Origin of the sequence: Neobacillus solisequens, assembly GCF_051233465.1 — a bacterium.
Taxonomy (GTDB): domain Bacteria; phylum Bacillota; class Bacilli; order Bacillales; family Cytobacillaceae; genus Neobacillus.
Map to the genome: position 1 here is coordinate 72,371 of NZ_JBKFGJ010000019.1, position 17,757 is coordinate 90,127.

Annotated in this window: 16 protein-coding genes and 1 other annotated feature; of the genes, 7 read left to right on the top strand and 9 right to left on the bottom strand. The window is 38.9% G+C overall.

Annotated features, from left to right (window positions below):
* Positions 1-135: 135 nt before the first annotated feature.
* Positions 136-615: a GAF domain-containing protein gene (locus tag ACI3K6_RS18025; RefSeq protein WP_335477491.1), complete on the top strand. Its 480-nt coding sequence runs from the start codon at positions 136-138 to the stop codon at positions 613-615.
* Positions 616-1,001: 386 nt separating this feature from the next.
* Here ACI3K6_RS18025 and ACI3K6_RS18030 read toward each other — a convergent pair whose 3' ends face one another.
* Both ACI3K6_RS18030 and rpsD read right to left on the bottom strand, forming a co-directional pair.
* A complete protein-coding gene (locus ACI3K6_RS18030) occupies positions 1,002-1,130 on the bottom strand; it encodes a hypothetical protein (RefSeq protein WP_335477492.1) in 129 nt (42 codons plus the stop codon).
* A 77-nt stretch (positions 1,131-1,207) separates the two neighbouring features.
* A complete protein-coding gene (gene rpsD / locus ACI3K6_RS18035; RefSeq protein ID WP_335477493.1) occupies positions 1,208-1,810 on the bottom strand; it encodes a 30S ribosomal protein S4 in 603 nt (200 codons plus the stop codon).
* A 383-nt stretch (positions 1,811-2,193) separates the two neighbouring features.
* Between rpsD and ACI3K6_RS18040 the strand changes: the two genes are divergently transcribed.
* A complete protein-coding gene (locus ACI3K6_RS18040; RefSeq protein ID WP_435555925.1) occupies positions 2,194-3,615 on the top strand; it encodes a sensor domain-containing diguanylate cyclase in 1,422 nt (473 codons plus the stop codon).
* A gap of 88 nt (positions 3,616-3,703) precedes the next feature.
* Complete coding sequence (gene megL, locus ACI3K6_RS18045) at positions 3,704-4,888, top strand: methionine gamma-lyase (protein WP_335477495.1); 1,185 nt, start codon at positions 3,704-3,706, stop codon at positions 4,886-4,888.
* 34 nt (positions 4,889-4,922) lie between these two features.
* Here megL and tyrS read toward each other — a convergent pair whose 3' ends face one another.
* A complete protein-coding gene (gene tyrS / locus ACI3K6_RS18050) occupies positions 4,923-6,182 on the bottom strand; it encodes a tyrosine--tRNA ligase (RefSeq protein ID WP_435555926.1) in 1,260 nt (419 codons plus the stop codon).
* Between the two features lie 41 nt (positions 6,183-6,223).
* Positions 6,224-6,440 (bottom strand) — a binding site (T-box leader).
* Positions 6,441-6,576: 136 nt separating this feature from the next.
* On the opposite strand from tyrS, the gene ACI3K6_RS18055 reads away from it, so the two are divergent.
* Complete coding sequence (locus ACI3K6_RS18055; protein ID WP_435555927.1) at positions 6,577-9,300, top strand: transglycosylase domain-containing protein; 2,724 nt, start codon at positions 6,577-6,579, stop codon at positions 9,298-9,300.
* A 46-nt stretch (positions 9,301-9,346) separates the two neighbouring features.
* Here ACI3K6_RS18055 and acsA read toward each other — a convergent pair whose 3' ends face one another.
* Complete coding sequence (acsA, locus tag ACI3K6_RS18060) at positions 9,347-11,068, bottom strand: acetate--CoA ligase (RefSeq protein WP_435555928.1); 1,722 nt, start codon at positions 11,066-11,068, stop codon at positions 9,347-9,349.
* A 225-nt stretch (positions 11,069-11,293) separates the two neighbouring features.
* Between acsA and ACI3K6_RS18065 the strand changes: the two genes are divergently transcribed.
* The 3 genes from ACI3K6_RS18065 to ACI3K6_RS18075 are packed head-to-tail and all read left to right on the top strand — an operon-like array spanning position 11,294 to position 13,767.
* Complete coding sequence (locus ACI3K6_RS18065) at positions 11,294-11,926, top strand: GNAT family N-acetyltransferase (RefSeq protein ID WP_335474483.1); 633 nt, start codon at positions 11,294-11,296, stop codon at positions 11,924-11,926.
* A 21-nt stretch (positions 11,927-11,947) separates the two neighbouring features.
* Positions 11,948-12,595, top strand: a complete 648-nt coding sequence (locus tag ACI3K6_RS18070) for an acetoin utilization AcuB family protein (protein WP_335474481.1) — start codon at positions 11,948-11,950, stop codon at positions 12,593-12,595.
* Complete coding sequence (locus ACI3K6_RS18075; RefSeq protein WP_335474479.1) at positions 12,592-13,767, top strand: acetoin utilization protein AcuC; 1,176 nt, start codon at positions 12,592-12,594, stop codon at positions 13,765-13,767. The genes ACI3K6_RS18070 and ACI3K6_RS18075 overlap by 4 nt, the downstream gene beginning before the upstream one ends.
* 28 nt (positions 13,768-13,795) lie before the next feature.
* Here the strand turns inward: ACI3K6_RS18075 and ccpA are convergent, their stop codons facing one another.
* The 5 genes from ccpA to ACI3K6_RS18100 all read right to left on the bottom strand — a co-directional run bounded on the left by ccpA (position 13,796) and on the right by ACI3K6_RS18100 (position 17,680).
* The gene (ccpA, locus tag ACI3K6_RS18080) at positions 13,796-14,806 is read right to left on the bottom strand and encodes a catabolite control protein A (RefSeq protein ID WP_435555989.1); all 1,011 of its coding nucleotides are present in this window, start codon (positions 14,804-14,806) and stop codon (positions 13,796-13,798) included.
* Positions 14,807-15,027: 221 nt separating this feature from the next.
* Entirely contained in the window at positions 15,028-16,104 is a 1,077-nt protein-coding gene (locus tag ACI3K6_RS18085) for a bifunctional 3-deoxy-7-phosphoheptulonate synthase/chorismate mutase (protein WP_335474475.1), read from the bottom strand.
* 244 nt (positions 16,105-16,348) lie between these two features.
* Entirely contained in the window at positions 16,349-16,678 is a 330-nt protein-coding gene (ytxJ, locus tag ACI3K6_RS18090; RefSeq protein WP_435555929.1) for a bacillithiol system redox-active protein YtxJ, read from the bottom strand.
* 75 nt (positions 16,679-16,753) lie between these two features.
* The gene (locus ACI3K6_RS18095) at positions 16,754-17,200 is read right to left on the bottom strand and encodes a YtxH domain-containing protein (RefSeq protein WP_435555930.1); all 447 of its coding nucleotides are present in this window, start codon (positions 17,198-17,200) and stop codon (positions 16,754-16,756) included.
* Positions 17,201-17,218: 18 nt separating this feature from the next.
* Positions 17,219-17,680 carry a DUF948 domain-containing protein gene (locus tag ACI3K6_RS18100; RefSeq protein ID WP_335474470.1) on the bottom strand — a complete coding sequence of 154 codons (462 nt, stop codon included), beginning with the start codon at positions 17,678-17,680 and terminating at the stop codon, positions 17,219-17,221.
* Between the last annotated feature and the right edge of the window lie 77 nt (positions 17,681-17,757).

Consider the following 17,757-nt stretch of genomic DNA (forward strand, 5'->3'; position numbering starts at 1 on the left):
GCCAAATTTCCCATTACAAAAGTATTCTTTGCCAGACTGGCGGATTCCTTTATGAAAATATCGACAAAGTCTGCTTATTTTCTTTGATTTCTGATAAAATAGAAGAAAGTTATTAAAGAAAAAAGGTGAAATAGAATGTTTAACGTCGAAACATACAAGGGCGATCGTGAAGAAAACTATCAATTAGTCATTAAGCAACTGCACGCCCTGCTCCTTGGCGAAAAGAATCAGATTGCGAATTTAAGTAATGCTTCCGCCCTTTTAAATCAATTCTTAGATCGGATTAACTGGGTCGGTTTTTATTTAATGGAAGAAAATGAATTAGTTTTGGGGCCGTTTCAGGGACTTCCAGCCTGTGTACGAATCCCGTTAGGCAGAGGAGTTTGCGGGACTGCAGCTTTGAAGCGTGAAACATTCCGTGTTGAAGATGTTCACCAATTTCCTGGTCACATCGCCTGTGACGCCGCTTCACGCTCAGAAATTGTCATTCCTTTAGTGAAAGAAGGACAATTATTAGGGGTCTTAGATATCGATTCGCCTGAAACTAACCGTTTTGACGAACTGGATCAAGAAAAATTGGAAGAATTAGTTGCAGCATTGGTGCAGTATTTATAAGAGAAGGAATGTTTGATGTCTTTCATCTATAGGATGAAGGACATTTTTTGTATTGTTATTTAGCTGTGTGTCTTTCATGAGCCGGTTGAAGAACAATTTATCTCTATTTTTGCTTTGATTTGTCTTTCATATGCTGGTTAAAAGACAATTTATCTCTATTCATGCTGTGATTTGTCTTTCATAAGCCGGTTGAAAAACAATTTATCTCTATTTTTGCTTTGATTTGTCTTTCATAAGTCGGTTGAAAGACAATTTATCTCTATTCATGGCGTGATTTGTCTTTCATAAGCCGGTTGAAGAACAATTCATCTCTATTTTTGCTGTGATTTGTCTTTCACGAGCCGGTTGAAAAACATTTCATCTCTATCCTTACTCTAATTTGTCTTTCACGAGCCGGTTGAAAGCCATTTTTCCCAGCTTCTTGCTCTAATTTGTCTCTCATACACCGTTACTTCTTTTTTGGGTACATAGAACCCCTCCATTTTCCCTTTTCCCTCGTGTAGCCGCTTTTTCATGAATGTAGCACCCTCTTACGTAACAAACTCAACAAAAAACCCCCAAACCAATAAAGGTAAGGGGGTTTCTTTTAAAATTAACGAGAGTAGAACTCAACGATAAGAGTTTCGTTAATTTCAGCTGGCAATTCTGAACGCTCTGGTAAGCGAGTGAAAGTACCTTCTAATTTGTCAGCATCGAAAGTTAAATAATCAGGAACGAAGTTATTTACTTCGATTGCTTCTTTGATGACATCAAGGTTGCGTGATTTTTCACGAAGGCTGATTGTTTGGCCAGGAGCTACACGATATGATGGAATATCCACGCGAGAACCATTAACTAAAATGTGGCCATGGTTTACTAATTGGCGAGCTGCACGACGAGTGCGAGCAAGGCCTAAACGGTAAACAAGGTTATCAAGGCGAGTTTCAAGAAGAATCATGAAGTTTTCACCATGAACGCCGCTCATTTTACCTGCTTTTACGAATAGATTACGGAATTGACGCTCAGTAACACCGTACATATGACGAAGTTTTTGCTTTTCTTGTAATTGCAATCCGTATTCAGAAAGCTTTTTGCGTTGGTTTGGACCATGTTGTCCAGGAGCGTAAGGACGCTTTTCTAATTCTTTACCAGTGCCGCTTAGAGAAATTCCAAGACGACGAGAAATTTTCCAGGTTGATCCTGTATAACGAGCCATGAGTGACTCCTCCTTGTGTGTTTTTATTTGGGTAAAATAAAAACCGTTATGAAATAACAATAATAGTCATTTTGTTTTCATGCACCATCGCCCTAGCAGCAGAGGGTTACTCGATGCACCATCAAAAGATTCCTTCTTTCGAGGAACAAAATGAGCCTAGTAAGGATTTTCATATAGGCTGCAATATTTTACACAAAGAGTATTATATAATTTTCATCCTGCAAAAGTCAAGTATATTTCTTATTAAATGGGTTATATACCGATTTCTTATCAACTATATAAATTATTCAAAAATAACTTACCAAAACACTCCAATTTTATCTATAATTAGGGTATGATGTATATATTTGGAATTAAAGATAGAGAAAAATAGGTGGAGATAAATGGGTGTGTTACAAAATCAATTAGAGAGATATAAAAAATTATTCCATATATCAGAGAAACTTCATTCAACCATGAATGCGGATCTCTTGCTGGGTGAATTATTTGTCATCCTCAAAGAGGTTTATCCAAACTACTCCTATATTTTATTGTTATCGCATGATACACATTGTCACAATGACTTACCGATTATCGAAATTGATTATGATAGTGACAATTTCGCCGTAGTTACTGCTTATACCACTGGGATTAATCAGTTTGAATATTCCTCGGATGAGCAGCATGCCATTCTATATGCCCCGTTAAAGGGAAGACAAGGGATTTACGGGGTTTTGCAAATCATTGTTCCTGATTCCATCACATTCCCGGATGAAGAGATTGAGTTTATTACGTTATTTACCAATTGTGCAGGATCCGCCTTGGAAAACGCACGGCTTTACCAGCAGAACCATCAAGTGATTTCAAATTTAAAACTTCTTAATGATACTTCCCAACGCCTAAACTCAAACTCTCGCCTTGCGGAAAAAATGTCTTATGTTTCAGATCAAATTAAAGCATCATTCGAAGCGGAGGAAGTTGGTTTTTTCCTTGTTTCAGATGATCAAACGACGGTAAAGATACTCCCTGGAACCACTCGTTACTTTTTTTCAAAGCAGGCTCGAATTTATCTGGATTATATAAAGAAAAAATTTCTCTTAGATCCAGAACCACTTTTTATCGGAGATGTTAATTTACATAAAATCGTTGATTTTAAAAATTTCCATTCTGTAATGGCGATACCGGTTTTTCAGAACGAAATTTTAAGGGGTTTTTCCATCGTTATGCATCATAAACCCTATTTCTTTTCTTTTGAAGCCTTTAAGCTGTTACAGTCACTTATCCAGCATTCATCTTTGGCTCTCACCAACACGTTGCTTCGCGAAGAATTAAGTAGACTAGTCATAACTGACCATCTTACAAAACTGCATTCTCGTAAATTTTTAGATGAAAAGATTCAACAATCAATGAAAGAAGACGATGAAGGGACCTTTATCTTGGTCGACCTTGACAATTTTAAAAAAGTCAATGATTCTTTCGGGCATCAAATTGGTGATGAAGTCTTAGTCCAGGTAGCAATATTAATAAAATCTGGGATTAGAAAAAATGATATTGGCGCGCGCTGGGGCGGAGAAGAGCTGGCCATTTATCTTCCAGGTGTTTCATTGGAGAAAGGAGTGTCCATTGCAGAGAGATTAGTCGTGATGGTAAACGAAACTTCTACTCCCCATGTCACCGTTTCCTGCGGTGTCTCTTATTGGCATCAGGATTATCCCGACACTTATCAGGCACTATTTAAACGTGCCGATGAAGCCCTTTATTTCGCAAAGGAAACTGGTAAAAACAAAGTTGTTACTCAGGCAGATTATAATAAAGAAGCAGGCTGAGGTACCCATTAATTTGGGTGCCTTTATGGTGTTAAGAGACATATAATATAGTAGATTAAGAAAACGTTTCCAATTAGGAGGAGAAACTTTGGAGGATAAAAAAAACCGATTTGAAACGGAAGTCATTCATGCCGGCTATCAAGATGGTCAGCATCAAGCGAGCCTTGTGCCACCCTTGTATCAAACATCTACTTTCACATTTACAAGTGCTGAAATAGGTGAAAAAAGATTTGCCGGACAAGAAGATGGTTTTATTTATTCAAGATTAGGTAATCCAACTATAAAAATGCTTGAAGATCGAATAGCCGTTTTGGAAAAAGCAGAAGCTGGTTTGGCCTTTGCATCTGGAATGGCCGCCGTTAGCGCTGTAATAATCTCATTAACCAAAACAGGAGATCATATTTTATGCTCCCAAGGTGTTTATGGGTGTACTTTCGGACTGTTACAATTATTAAAGGAAAAATATGAGATTGACCATGATTTTTCCAGCATGGATTCTTTAGCCTCATTAGAAAGAGAAATAAGGCCAAATACGGCTTGTATTTATATCGAAACTCCCATTAATCCTACCATGAAGTTAGTTGACCTCGAAATGGTCGCATCTATCGCTAAGAAAAAAGGAATTCCAGTAGTTGTTGATAACACTTTCTGCTCCCCCTACCTACAAACCCCCATTACCTTAGGCTGCGATATTGTTATTCATAGTGCAACAAAATATATTTGCGGACATGGTGATGTCATTGCTGGACTTGTTGTTGGAAAGAAAGAATGGATTCAGAAGGTTTCAAGGACCACACAGAAGGATATTGGGGGAATCATTTCGCCATTTGATGCCTGGCTGTTGCTTCGGGGAATAAAAACATTGGCTGTTCGAATGGATCGTCATACCGAAAACGCTTATAAGTTATTTGAATTCCTTAGATGCCATCCTAAGGTCGAATCAATCTATTATCCAGGTGACAAGGAGCATAAAGATTATCCCATTATGAAAAAACAAATGAAACAGCCGGGCGGCTTGATTGCATTTTCTCTTAAAGGTTCTAAACAAACAGCACAGCAGTTTATGAATCATTTGAAAATCATTAAAATTGCCGTTAGTCTTGGAGACACGGAAACCTTAATCCAACACCCGGCAACTATGACCCATGCGGTTGTGCCCGAACAAGAAAGGCTGAAAATGGGCATAGGCTCTAATTTACTCAGGCTATCCGTTGGTCTTGAAGCTTGGGAGGATCTAAAAGAAGATCTGGAGCAAGCTTTAGAAAGGATATAAAAAAACTCGCCGCGGCGAGTTTTTTTTCAAAAGATTAATATTTAATGAGGGTATACTTCTTTTTCCCTCTTCTAATAATCGTGAACTGCCCCTCGATTTTGTCTGCATCACCCAATACATAATTGGAATCAGTCACTTTTTCACCGTTGATGCTGATGGCGCCGTTGGTGATATCTTCGCGGGCTTGGCGCTTGGAAGGAGAAATTTTCGCTGAAACAATCAGGTCTACTAAATTACCGTCAAAGTCAGCATTTACGTCAAATGATGGTACGTCTTTAAAGCCCTGCTTGATTTCTCCAGCACTCAAGCTTTTCACATCACCGCTGAACAATGCTGCAGAAATTTTAATCGCTTGTTCCAATGCAGCTTCACCGTGGATTAGACGGGTCATTTCTTCCGCTAATACCTTTTGGGCTTTACGAAGATGAGGCTCTTCCTCCACAGCTTTTTCCAGTTGTTCAATTTCTTCATGAGACAAAAATGTGAAGATTTTTAAGTATTTTACAACATCCGCATCTGCTGTGTTAATCCAGAATTGGTAGAATTCATATGGTGTTGTTTTTTCAGGATCCAACCATACAGCACCGCTTTCGGTTTTTCCGAATTTAGTGCCATCTGCTTTTGTAACAAGCGGGATGGTTAATCCAAATGCTTTAGAGTTTTCCGGATGAATTTTACGGATCAATTCCAATCCTGACGTGATATTTCCCCACTGATCGCTGCCGCCAATTTGCAATTTGCACTTGTGATTTTCGAATAAATGAAGGAAATCCATCGCCTGTAAAATCGTATAAGTGAATTCAGTAAACGAAATACCCGTATCAAGGCGAGAGGCAATGGTATCCTTTGCCAGCATATAATTTACCCCAATATGCTTCCCAATATCACGTAAAAAAGTAACAACGTCCATCGAACCGGCCCAATCATAGTTATTCACCATAATGGCACCATTTTCTCCTTCAAATTCAAAAATCGATTGAAGCTGTTTTTTAATTCCCTCAACATTTTGTTGAACGGTATCTAATGTTAAGAGCTTTCTTTCCTCACTTTTACCACTTGGATCTCCAATTAATCCTGTTGCACCGCCAACTAAAACAATTGGTCGATGGCCCTGCTGCTGAAATCTTCTTAGAGTTAAAAACGGCAGCAAATGACCGATGTGCATACTGTCTGCTGTTGGATCAACCCCACAGTAAAGTGAGATATGATCTGTATTGAGGACATCTATTAGTCCTTCTTCATCGGTTTGTTGATAGATGATGCCACGCCACGCCAAATCTTGTAATAAATCCACTATATTCCCTCCAGTCAAAATAAAAACGCCCCTTGCAAATATGCAGGGACGTAAAAATACGCGGTACCACCCGGCTTGAGGAATAACTCCTCCACCTTGGAACAAATAACGGTTCTAATCCGTTCTCCGTTACTTTACCTTCACGGAGACAGCTCGAGGATGTAATTCATTCTTCTATATGTGGCAGCTTTCACCAGCCGCTGCCTCTCTTCACACAGGGATAGAAGAACTACAATTGATTCCCTTCACAGCTTTTATTATTTAAATTAAAGCATTTTTACCATACATTTCGACTGATGTCAAACGAAAACTAGAAATTTCAGAAAAATGCAAGAGGTTGTCAATATTTTCATCTCTATTATGATATAATGTTAAGTTGAGGTGATGCATTCAAATGAAAGAAAAATTAAAGGGCTGGCTGGAAAAAACAAAATCGATCATACAATTTATTACACATAGAAAAACCATTAAAGGCGCCAGCATTACCTATCAGGTTCTATGGAATCTGTTTTTGATTGTCTTGACAGTCGTAATACTGGGAGGAGCTTTTGCTACAGGTGTCGGTGCCGGCTATTTTGCCTCACTTGTAAAAGATGAACCTGTCCGCTCCTATGAAAACATGAAGAAGGATATCTATAATTACACGGAAACATCGCAATTATACTTTGCTAATGACGTCTATCTTGGAAAGCTTAGGACCGATCTCGAACGTGAAGAAGTAGAGATAGATCAAATTTCTGATAACCTGATCAATGCGGTTATTGCTACAGAGGATGAATACTTTTACCAACACAAGGGAGTCGTGCCAAAAGCTGTTTTTCGTGCTCTCTTTCAGGAAGTAACAAATTCGTCGATTCAATCAGGCGGGAGTACACTTACCCAACAGTTAATCAAAAACCAAATTCTCACCAATGAAGTTTCCTTTCAAAGAAAAGCAAATGAAATATTACTTGCCCTTCGTTTAGAAAAATTCTTCAGCAAAAAGGAAATTCTTGAAGCCTATTTAAATGTTGCGACTTTTGGGAGAAATTCTTCCGGTAAAAATATCGCCGGTGTCCAGGCTGCAGCCAAAGGAATTTTTGGAAAAAATGCAAAAGACCTGTCTCTGCCGCAAGCTGCCTTTATTGCTGGATTACCGCAAAGTCCATTTGGTTACACACCATTTACGAACCAAGGTACGGTGAAAACCAACCTAGAGCCGGGGCTTACACGAATGAAAACAGTTTTAAAAAGAATGTTTGATGGCGGTTATATCAATAAACAACAATATCAAGAAGCATTAGCATACGACATTACAAAGGACTTTATTCCAGCAGGCACCAATCCACATGATAACTATCCATGGCTAACGGATGAAATTGAAAAACGCTCCATCGAGGTACTAACAACCGTTTTGGCTAAACAAGACGGATATGAAGAAAAAGATTTAAAAAATGATGATAACCTTTTTTATAAATATAAAACACTGGCAAGTCATGCCTTACGACAAAATGGGTATGAAATTCATACAACCATCAATAAAGATATTTATGACGCCATGCAAGTGGTAAAGGATAATTATAAATATTATGGTCCGGATAAGGCCCAGGCAAAACCAGATCCTGAAACAGGCCAGCAAGTAACTGTGATGGAGCCGGTTGAGGTTGGAGCTATGCTGATTGAAAACAAAACTGGCGCCATAATCAGCTTTGTAGGTGGAAGAGATTATAATAAGCAGCAAGTCAATCACGCGACTAATGCCATAAGACAAAACGGGTCTACCATGAAACCGCTGCTTGTCTATGGACCGGCTATTGAGTTGGGACAAGCTTCACCGGGAACACCTCTACCTGACGTAGAATTGCGGCTCAATCCTGCCAGCAGCTCACCGTGGCCGCGCAACTATGATTTACGGTACAGCGGAATTGTGGCGGCAAGATATGCACTAGCTAAATCGTATAACGTTCCAGCTGTTAAGCTTTATTCAGAAATTGTCAATCAAGACCCGGCAAAGTATCTTGAAAAAATGGGATTCACATCACTTCGAAAAGACGACCATACCAATCTTGCAACCGCAATTGGTTCCTTGAAAAACGGGGTGACCATTGAAGAAAACACAAATGCCTTCAGTACTTTTGCCAATAATGGAAAATTTATTGATGCTTATTTAATCGACCAAATTGTGGATAAAGACGGAAAGGTCATCTACAAGCACGAGGTGAAACCAGTTGATGTCTTTACACCACAAACGGCTTATTTAACCCTTGATATGATGCGTGATGTTATTAAAATGGGAACAGCAGCAGGAATTAAAAGCAAACTAAGTTTCAGTTCTGATTGGGCTGGCAAAACAGGTACAGGTAATGAGTACATTGATTCCTGGTTTGTTGCCACTAACCCGAATGTCACCTTTGGCATTTGGACTGGTTATGATACACCTAAATCTTTAAGGACTTCTGGTTTGTCGTATAGTCAAAGAACGAATTATTTATGGGCAGAATTAATGAATGCGGCTTATAAAATTAAGCCAGACTTGGTTGCCCCTAAAGAAGCGTTCCCAATGCCTGAAGGGATCGTGAAGCGATCTTATTGTGCAATTTCAGGTCTCTTGCCTTCAAGTCTTTGTTCTAGGGCCGGATTAGTTGAAAGTGACTATTTCAACGTTAATCATGTTCCGACTAAAGTGGATGACAGCTTGATTGAAAGCAAATATGTAACTATAAATGGCAAAAAATATATGGCTTTAAGCTCTACGCCAAAAGAATTTGCCCAATCAGGAGTTATTTTAAATCCTGACTTTATCACGAGAATGGTTGGGAGAAACTTCAGAAACATCAATCAACTGATTCCTGACAGGGGACGTTGGGGAAATGTTCTTGTCCCTGACGCTAAAATGGTGGACAATGGCAAAAACCCTAATTCTGTCACCCTCTCAATATCAGGAAATACCCTTTCCTGGACATCATCCGGTGATAATGATGTCATTGGCTATCGCCTCTATAAGGGCCAATCTAAGATTGCCAGCATAAAGAGTGGCTCAAAATTATCGTATAATGCCGGAAGTGGCAGCTATTACGTAAAGGCTGTCGATATTGCTGGTAAAGAATCATCACCCTCTAATGTAGTGGAATTGCCGTAAAAAACAGCACCGAGTTTAAATTCTCGGTGCTGTTTTTCTATATTGATTAGTCTTCCATGGTTGAAAGATCGCCTGTTGGCAAATTAAGTTCCCATGCTTTCAATACACGTCTCATTATTTTACCGCTTCTCGTTTTTGGCAGCTTGTCACGGAAATCAATTTCTCTTGGAGCTGCATGTGCAGCAAGGCCTTTTTTCACGAACTGTCTAATATCTTCTTTGAGATCTTCCGTAGGTTGATAGCCGTCTCTTAATGCGATAAAAGCTTTAATGATTTCGCCACGAACCGGATCCGGTTTTCCAATAACACCGGCTTCTGCCACTGCAGGATGCTCAACAAGCTTACTCTCAACTTCAAACGGACCCACACGCTCACCAGACGTCATGATTACATCGTCCACACGTCCTTGGAACCAGAAATATCCGTCCTCATCCATATAGGCTGAATCGCCGGACACATACCAACCGCCATTTGGCATAAAATATGATTCGTATTTTTGCGGATTATTCCAAATTGTATGCATCATGGATGGCCAGCCTTTTTTAATAGCCAGATTTCCCATGCGGTATGGCGGAAGTTCATTTCCTTGATCATCCACGATGGCTGCTTGAACACCTGGAATCGGTTTACCCATTGATCCTGGTTTAATTTCCATGCAAGGATAGTTGCTGATTAACTGAGCACCCGTTTCTGTCATCCACCAGTTATCATGAATTCGTTTATTAAATACTTTTGCCCCCCATTTTACAACCTCAGGATTCAAAGGTTCACCAACACTTAGTACATGGCGAAGACTGCTCAAATCAAATTTCTTCACCAGCTCATCACCGGCACCCATTAACATCCTAAAGGCTGTTGGTGCACTGTACCACACGGTTACCCCAAAGTCTTCAATCATTTTGTACCACGATTCAGGACTAAAACGTCCACCTATAATAACATTAGAGGTTCCTGTCAACCAAGGTCCAAAAATTCCATAGGAAGTCCCAGTTACCCAACCTGGGTCAGCCGTACACCAATAAACATCATCCTCTTTTAAATCAAGGACCCATTTAGCTGTTTGATAATGCTGAATCATCGCATTATGTACATGCAATACACCTTTTGGCTTACCAGTAGATCCGGAGGTATAGTGGAGGATTAAGCCATCTGTTCTTTCCACCCACTCAATCTTTAGATTTTTGCTTGCCTCGCTCAATTTCGCTAAGAAATCCACATATGGCCCCTGCTCTTCCACATTTTTTCCGACAAGAAAAATGTGCTTCAGTGCAGGTAATTCGTTCACTGGCACCCGTTCTAACAATTCAGGAGTTGTTACCAGTACTTTTGCTTCACTATCTTCTAATCGATCTCTTACAGCCCCTTCCATGAAGGCTTCAAATAATGGGCCAACTATCGCCCCAAGTTTAATCGCACCTAAAACAGTAAAGTAAAGTTCTGGGGATCGCGGCATAAAAATAAAGACACGGTCGCCTTTTTCAACATCACCGTAATTTTTTAGAACATTGCCAGCCTTGTTGGACAGTTCTTTCATTTCTTTAAAGGTATACTTTTCATCCCGTACTGCATCACGATAGTAAAGCGCCACTTTGTTCTTTCGGAATGTATTGACATGACGGTCAATAGCCTCATAGGCCAAATTGACAAGACCGGTTTCGCTCCAGGAAAATTGGTTTTCTGTTTCTTTCCAGTCAAAATTCTTATAGGTTTCATCATAATTATGTAAATTATGATCGCCCTGCACTACTGGTAACGCTTCCACTCTCATTCATTCTCCCCCTTAAAAGAAATAGATTTTGAGATAATTATAGTACAAATTATCACTATTCACAATTTTTTAAAAATATTTTTTTATAAATACCCTGTTTTTACCATGTGTAAATGGTTATTTTAACGTAAAATATGACAGAAAATTTCGTGAAAACACTTTCAAATCTCCAATTTCATGTATAATAGAATGGAAACACTATAGATTTTTCCAGGCGGTGACCAAATGGAACATAAAAAAACCTATAATGCAAAAGAATTAAAAACTCCTCATGGTAAATTAATTATTGAAGGTCCTATTTCATCCGATAAACTTGCAAGCTATGACTTTCATGAAGATCTCGTAGCTTTTCGTCAGCCTGCACAGCAGCATCAAGCACTAATCGGAATTGCTGATCTAGAAGAAGGAAGAATCATAATCGCACGCCATCAAAATACTATAGTCGGCTATGTAACTTTTTTATATCCAGATCCTTTGGAACGATGGTCAGAAGGAAAAATAGATAATTTAATAGAGTTAGGTGCAATTGAAGTCATTCCTCAATTTAGAGGTTTTGCTGTCGGCAAAAATCTCCTTATTGTATCGATGATGGATGATGCCATGGAAGACTATATCATTATTACAACTGAGTATTATTGGCATTGGGATTTAAAAAGAACCAATTTAAATGTTTGGGAATATCGCAAGGTTATGGAAAAGATGATGAATGCAGGTGGCTTGGAATGGTATGCAACCGATGATCCGGAGATTTGTTCTCATCCCGCCAACTGTTTAATGGCGAAAATTGGCAAACGGATTGATACCGAGTCCATCCATAAATTTGATCGGTTAAGATTTATGAATCGTTTTATGTACTAAAAGAATCTGGGAGGAATCCTCATGATCGTAGAAGAAATAATGAAAACGGATGTTGCCACCCTTTTTTCAACGGATACGATAAAAGATGCTTTAACATTAATGGAAACAAGAAAAATAAGACATATTCCCATCGTTGACAGTGAAAATCAGCTTGTGGGGCTCGTTACGGTTGCCAATATTAAAGAGGCAACACCGTCCATCTTTCATACAAATGAACATCCCGAAGATTTAAAAAAGCCGTTGGAACTCATCATGAAAAAGGACATCATTACCGGACATCCTTTGGACTTTGTTGAAGAAGTTGCAGGCTTGTTTTATGAACATAAGATTAGCTGTCTTCCCATTGTAAATGGCAACAAATTGGCAGGAATTGTGACAGAAACAGATTTATTACGAACGATGGTTGAATTAATGGGTGTTCATCAGCCAGGATCCCAAATTGAAATTAGGGTTCCGGATATAACCGGAGTTCTATCCGATATATCAGGCATCATTCATAAGCGTCATGCTAATATTCTTAGTGTACTAGTTTACCCGGACAAACAGGATGATCAATTTAAAATTCTAGTAATCAGGGTCCAATTGATGAACCCTACCGGACTCATTCAAGAGCTAAGAAGTTCCGGCTATCATGTTTTATGGCCTAATCTACCGGGGATTTCACTATGAAAGACCGCTGCTCCTTTGTCTATTCGGAAGAACTGCTGAATTATAAATTCAGCAGCCATCATCCTTTTAATCAGTTCCGGCTTAAGTTAACGGTAGACTTGTTACATAAAATGAATGCATTAGATTCTACACAAATCATCCCTCCTAGAATGGCATCAGAAGAAGAATTAAAACTCATCCATGATCCTAACTATATTGAAGCTGTAAAAAAAGCAGGCCATGGGCTGCTTCAGGAAGAAATAGCTGAAAACTATGGTTTGGGTACGGAAGATACACCCATTTTCGCCAATATGCACGAGGCCAGTTCGTTATTAGTAGGTGGCACCTTAACAGCTGTAGATGAAGTAATGTCCGGAAAATCCTTACATGCGGTTCATCTTGGTGGAGGACTACATCATGGTTTTCGTGGCAAGGCATCCGGATTTTGCATCTATAACGATAGCTCAGTAGCGATTAAATATTTACAAGAAAAGTATAATGCTAGAGTTTTATATGTTGATACCGATGCCCACCACGGAGATGGCGTTCAATGGTCATTTTATGATGATCCCAATGTATGCACTCTTTCTATTCATGAAACAGGAAGATATTTATTTCCGGGTACAGGAAACATCAATGAACGTGGTCAAGGTTCTGGATACGGATATTCATTTAATATCCCTGTTGATGCTTTTACCGAAGATGAATCTTGGCTGCAGACGTATTCCACTGCTTTCAGAGAGATAGCGGAATTTTTCAAACCGGATGTTATTCTGACTCAAAATGGCGCAGATTCACATTATTTCGATCCATTAACCCATTTATCAGCAACCATGAAAATTTACCGGGAAATACCTCGGCTTGCCCATGAAATGGCCCATCAATACTGCGGTGGTAAATGGATTGCCGTTGGCGGAGGAGGCTATGATATTTGGCGAGTTGTTCCAAGAGCCTGGTCCTTAATCTGGCTGGAAATGACCGAAAATGCAACTGGTTTCGGTTTCTTACCACCTGAATGGACGGAAGAATGGCAAAAAATAGCTCCCGTTAAATTGCCTACACAATGGGACGATCCAGATAATCTGTACCCGCCGATTCCAAGAAAGCCTGAAATTACCGAAAAGAATTTTATAACCCTTGAAAAAGCGCTTTACCCCATTCGCAGCAGCAAAAAAAGTGAAAAGACCATGTAAAAAGGTTAGCCAAACGGCTAACCTTCTATTATTCCTTAGTTGATTTTCGGTGTTCAATTCGATGCGGCAATACAACGATGTTATCACTGACTTTTTCTTTATTCATTAACTTGGTCAATAATCTCATTGCTACTGCGCCAATATCATAAAGAGGCTGCACAACGGTAGTCAGCTGCGGGCGAACCATCAGTGACAATCTGGTATTGTCCGATGTAATAATTTCAAAGTCTTCAGGGATTTTATAACCCTTATCTTCTGCACCATGAACGACACCAAGTGCCGTTTCATCAGCACCCACGAAGATTGCTGTAGGCCTTACTGAAATCTCCAGCATCCTGTCAAATGCTTCTAGACCAGAATCGTACGTATAATCCCCTTCAATCACCAAGTCTTCATTGTAAGGAATAGTAGCTTCGCTTAGTGCGCGTTTATAACCATTCAATTTTTTCTCGGAAATATCGGGTTCATGAAGTGGTCCCATAACAAATGCAATGTTTTTATGACCTCTGTCAATAAAATCTTTAACTGAATCATAAGCAGCTTGTTCATAATCAATATTTACAGACGGAATGGTTTCAGATTGTTCAATAGAACCTGCAAGAACAATTGGAACAGGTGATTTTTTGAATTCATCAACATGGTCAAGAGTAATGTTTCCACCCATAAATACAATTCCATCTACCTGCTTACCTAGCATGGTGTTAAGTAAATGCAATTCTTTTTCCTTACTTTGGTCGGAATTGCTCAAAATAATATTATATTTGTACATAGTGGCGATATCTTCAATACCACGTGCCAGTTCGGCAAAGAAAATATTGGAGATATCCGGAATAATCACTCCGACAGTTGTCGTTTTTTTACTTGCAAGACCTCTTGCTACAGCATTTGGGCGGTACCCTAATCTTTCAATAACCTCAAGCACTTTTTTGCGTGTTACCGGTTTTACATTTGGATTTCCATTAACTACCCTAGATACGGTTGCCATTGAAACATTGGCTTCACGGGCAACATCATAAATTGTTATATTATTCACTTGCATCACTCTCCTAAAGCGTACCTTGTTTACTTTATTTTATAGCATATGAATGAAATCTACTCATACTTTCATTGTGAGATAGTATACAATCTTCATTATCTATTTAATGATACGATAAGATGTAGAAAGCCGCAATTGCATTTTCAACATTTTTCGCATAATTTGAAAAAACCTTCTGCATAATGAAGCAGAAGGTTTTTCAAGCGTTTTATCCCTCTATTCGATTAAACGCGGACAAAGTTAGACGAAAGTAATTCATTGTAGAATTGATCAAATTGATTTAAATCCATTTGCTGTTGGCTATCGGATAACGCGACTGCCGGATCCGGATGAACCTCAGCCATTACGCCGTCAGCACCAATTGCAATGGCAGCCTTTGCCGTCGGAAGCAATAGATCTCTTCTTCCTGTTGAGTGAGTGACATCCACCATGACTGGTAAATGAGTTTCTTGTTTCAAAATTGGAACCGCAGAAATATCTAATGTATTTCTAGTTGCACGTTCATAGGTTCTAATTCCCCGCTCACAAAGAATGATTTGTCCGTTTCCTTGCGCCATAATATATTCAGCAGCATTGATAAATTCCTCGATTGTTGCTGAAAGACCTCTTTTTAACAATACTGGTTTATTTACTGCACCTGCTGCTTTTAACAATTCGAAGTTTTGCATATTTCTTGCACCAATTTGAATCACATCAATATAATCAAGTGCCATTTCAATATCTGCTGGATTGACGATTTCACTGATTACAGCCATGTCATACTCTTGGGCAACCCGTTTTAAGATTTTTAATCCCTCAACACCCAGTCCCTGGAAATCATATGGAGAGGTTCTTGGCTTGTAAGCACCGCCACGCAATAACTTCAAACCTTTTTCTTTCATAGACTTTGCCACGGCAGCCACTTGCTCGTATGATTCAACGGAACACGGACCGAAAACAAAATGAGGCTTGCCGTCTCCAATGTTTTCACCTTTTAATGTGACAATGGTGTCTTCCTTCTTTTTCTTACGGGAAACTAGTAATGCCTTTTTATGGTCATCTTTTTGTAAATCTAATCCTGCTTTAAAGATTTCCTTGAAAATATGATCAATAGTCGCACTATCAAATGGTCCATCATTATTTTCTTTAATTTTATCTAACATCATTCTTTCGCGGACTGGATCGAAACGGTATACCCCCTGGTTTTCCTTAACCCGTCCAATCTCTTGGACGAGTTGAGCTCTCTCATTTATTAATCTCAACAATTCCAAGTTCAGTTCATCCACGCGTGTTCTTAATTGCTCTAATTCATTATTGCCCATCATTCGTCCCCGTCCTCTCTTTTGCAAATCAGACAATACCGTAATTGGTATAGAAACTGGTTCACAAGACACAAAATTAAAATTTTTTAAAACTTTTTAATAATTAGGGATTATTATAACGGATAAAAAATACTTTGTCACCTCTTTTTTCTTTAACAATTCGACGCTTTTAAGCATTAAAGAATATGTAAGGTGTATTTATTTAATGTATTCATCTCATAGACAAGATGTGAAATATAAATGATTAAATTTCTCCCACCGCTGCAGTTAAGGATTTATTGGTGATTTTCCAATGGGAAGCATTCCACGATGGCTGTCCTTTAGTGAAAAGAATCGCCTGAGGTGATTCATGCTTAATTTGGAAATTTTCAGCAATCTCGTTAGAAAGTGGTTTTGAGTCCTGAACAGCTAAATAATAGGTTGGCAGCTCTGGATGTTCCTTAGAAAACTTTTCATATTCCTGATAAGCAGCATGGCTGATTGGACAAGTAAGACTGTGCTTCAACAAATAAAACGTATCTTCTTTTGTCAATAATTCCTCAAATTGCTCAACAGATTCAATTTTTTTAAGCATGATTTATAACCTCCATATGAAAGATGCGGTGAAGTCATTTTAACACTTCACCGCATCGTAAACAAATAAACAGACCTATAGTTTTACTTTACTCTCTTCTTCCTCCAGAGCCCTTTGAGTTTCTGCCAATTTTTTACGCAGCTCTTCACTATTTAGCGTGGATTTACCTGATGTCTTTGACGGAGTAGAAATATTTTGAGGAGATTCTAAAGATATATAGGCTGTATCAGAATCTTCTTCGCCCTGTTTCTCTTTTCCCTTATTAAATAATCCTGTTGATTGCTTGGCAATTCCCTGTGAGAGGGATATCGTTTTTTCCCGCAATGGCTCAGTTTTTTCTAAAAGGTTTCCTGCCTGGCCTGTTAGTGTATTTCGCAGTTCTTTTCCTGCCTTAGGAGCAAGAAGCAGTGCTGTTGCTGCGCCAACTACCCCACCGACAATGGCACCAAGCAGAAAATGATTAGAAGAATCATCCCTTCTGCTTTGATTCGTTTCACGTCCTTCATACTCTTTTTTAGACATCATGTCTACCTCCTTTAATTAGTGTGAACGCATCCTCTGCTGCTGTGGAACGTTATTTTCTGTCTTTTCTTGTTTTCTGGACTGCCACATTTCCTTTATTTCAAAAAATACATTGCTCCATTGAACAATTTGCGAGATTTTTTCTTTATTGTCCTCGACTTCTTTATCAATGGTGTTGGTTATATTTTGTAAAGAGCCGTTAAATTTTTTCACTGAGGCTCCTACATCCTGTACCGCTTCAATTACGCTATTGATCCGTTCTGATTTATCTTGGATATCTTCAGCAAGAGCGTTAGTTTTTTTCAACAAGGCTGTGGTTTCCGTGGTAACACCCTCAACTTGTTTTTCTAGCCCTTTTAACGTATCTGATACGCTGTTAAGGGTTAATTTAAGTGATTTCAGCGTTGCCGATAAGAAAATGACAAGAATCAAAAATGCGATGGCAATTAAGGCAACGCTCAGGTATAAAATAATCTGCATTTGTAAAAACCTCCATCTGGTCTATCATTATGTATTACCTTTCTAATTGAGATCTAAACCTCGATAATTATCTTATA

What these genes read in the sequence shown, in the direction of transcription:
- ACI3K6_RS18095 (WP_435555930.1), bottom strand. Translation starts at nt 17,200, where the DNA reads ATGTCTAAAAAAGAGTATGAAGGACGTGAAACGAATCAAAGCAGAAGG.
- acsA (WP_435555928.1), bottom strand. Translation starts at nt 11,068, where the DNA reads ATGAGAGTGGAAGCGTTACCAGTAGTGCAGGGCGATCATAATTTACAT.
- ACI3K6_RS18070 (WP_335474481.1), top strand. Translation starts at nt 11,948, where the DNA reads ATGATCGTAGAAGAAATAATGAAAACGGATGTTGCCACCCTTTTTTCA.
- ytxJ (WP_435555929.1), bottom strand. Translation starts at nt 16,678, where the DNA reads ATGCTTAAAAAAATTGAATCTGTTGAGCAATTTGAGGAATTATTGACA.
- ACI3K6_RS18100 (WP_335474470.1), bottom strand. Translation starts at nt 17,680, where the DNA reads ATGCAGATTATTTTATACCTGAGCGTTGCCTTAATTGCCATCGCATTT.
- ccpA (WP_435555989.1), bottom strand. Translation starts at nt 14,806, where the DNA reads ATGCAAGTGAATAATATAACAATTTATGATGTTGCCCGTGAAGCCAAT.
- ACI3K6_RS18065 (WP_335474483.1), top strand. Translation starts at nt 11,294, where the DNA reads ATGGAACATAAAAAAACCTATAATGCAAAAGAATTAAAAACTCCTCAT.
- ACI3K6_RS18030 (WP_335477492.1), bottom strand. Translation starts at nt 1,130, where the DNA reads ATGAAAAAGCGGCTACACGAGGGAAAAGGGAAAATGGAGGGGTTCTAT.
- ACI3K6_RS18085 (WP_335474475.1), bottom strand. Translation starts at nt 16,104, where the DNA reads ATGGGCAATAATGAATTAGAGCAATTAAGAACACGCGTGGATGAACTG.
- ACI3K6_RS18040 (WP_435555925.1), top strand. Translation starts at nt 2,194, where the DNA reads ATGGGTGTGTTACAAAATCAATTAGAGAGATATAAAAAATTATTCCAT.
- ACI3K6_RS18055 (WP_435555927.1), top strand. Translation starts at nt 6,577, where the DNA reads ATGAAAGAAAAATTAAAGGGCTGGCTGGAAAAAACAAAATCGATCATA.
- ACI3K6_RS18025 (WP_335477491.1), top strand. Translation starts at nt 136, where the DNA reads ATGTTTAACGTCGAAACATACAAGGGCGATCGTGAAGAAAACTATCAA.
- rpsD (WP_335477493.1), bottom strand. Translation starts at nt 1,810, where the DNA reads ATGGCTCGTTATACAGGATCAACCTGGAAAATTTCTCGTCGTCTTGGA.
- ACI3K6_RS18075 (WP_335474479.1), top strand. Translation starts at nt 12,592, where the DNA reads ATGAAAGACCGCTGCTCCTTTGTCTATTCGGAAGAACTGCTGAATTAT.